We start from the raw sequence: 1070 nt of genomic DNA on the forward strand, positions 1-1070 counted from the left end.
TGTTCTGTCCATGGAGGTTGGTGACGGATTCCATGGCTTGGGGATCTTGAACGAGTGAGGGCCTTCCGGGTTCGGTGTGGATTGCGACATCTACACGGAACGATCAGAAGGCCCTCATGCCCCACCGTAATGCACCCCTGACCGAGACCGGCCGCCTGCGTCTGGCCCGCTGCGTCGTCGAGGACGGCTGGCCTCTGCGGCGGGCCGCCGAGCGCTTCCAGGTCTCGCCCACCACGGCTCAGCGGTGGGCCGGGCGCTACCGCGAGCAGGGCGAGACCGGGATGACCGACCGCTCCTCCCGGCCCCACTGCAGCCCGCGCCGGACACCGACCCGTACCGAGCGGCGGATCATCAAGGTCCGTGTCCTGCGACGCTGGGGTCCGGCCCGCATCGGCTATCTGCTCGGTCTGAACCCGGCGACCGTGCACCGCGTCCTGACCCGCTACAGACTCGCCCGCCTGACCCACCTGGACCGAGCGACCGGCCGGGTGATCCGGCGCTATGAGCATGCCGCCCCCGGCGACCTCGTCCACGTCGACATCAAAAAGCTCGGCAACATTCCCGACGGCGGCGGCCACAAGGCCCTCGGCCGGCAGGCGGGCCGCAAGAACCGGGCGGGCGCCGGCATGAGTTTCCTGCACAACGCAGTCGACGACCATTCCCGCCTCGCCTACAGCGAGATCCTCACCGACGAGAAGAAGGAGACCGCCGTCGGGTTCTGGCAGCGCGCCCACGCCTACTTCGCCGCCGCCGGGATCACCGTCCAGCGGGTCCTGACCGACAACGGCTCCTGCTACAAGTCACACCTCTGGCGCAACTCCCTTGGCGCGCAGGGCATTTCACACAAGCGCACCCGCCCCTACCGGCCCCAGACGAACGGGAAGGTCGAGCGGTTCAACCGGACCCTGCTGAACGAGTGGGCCTACGCCCGGCCCTACCGCACCGAGACCGAACGACGTGACGCCTACCCGCGATGGCTGCACACCTACAATCACCACCGCGGACACACCGCGCTCAAGGGCCAACCACCCGCCAGCCGCGTCCCCAACCTCACGGGTCAGTACACCTAG

At 68.6% G+C, this 1070-nt stretch carries 1 protein-coding gene; it reads left to right on the forward strand.

What is annotated here, in order from left to right:
- The first annotated feature begins 116 nt into the window (after positions 1-116).
- Positions 117-1070 (forward strand): IS481 family transposase, encoded by a 954-nt coding sequence (locus tag ACFYVL_RS44655; RefSeq protein ID WP_389255941.1) that lies wholly within the window; start codon positions 117-119, stop codon positions 1068-1070.

Origin of the sequence: Streptomyces sp. NPDC004111, assembly GCF_042874215.1 — a bacterium.
GTDB lineage: Bacteria > Actinomycetota > Actinomycetes > Streptomycetales > Streptomycetaceae > Streptomyces.

What these genes read in the sequence shown, in the direction of transcription:
- ACFYVL_RS44655 (WP_389255941.1), top strand. Translation starts at nt 117, where the DNA reads ATGCCCCACCGTAATGCACCCCTGACCGAGACCGGCCGCCTGCGTCTG.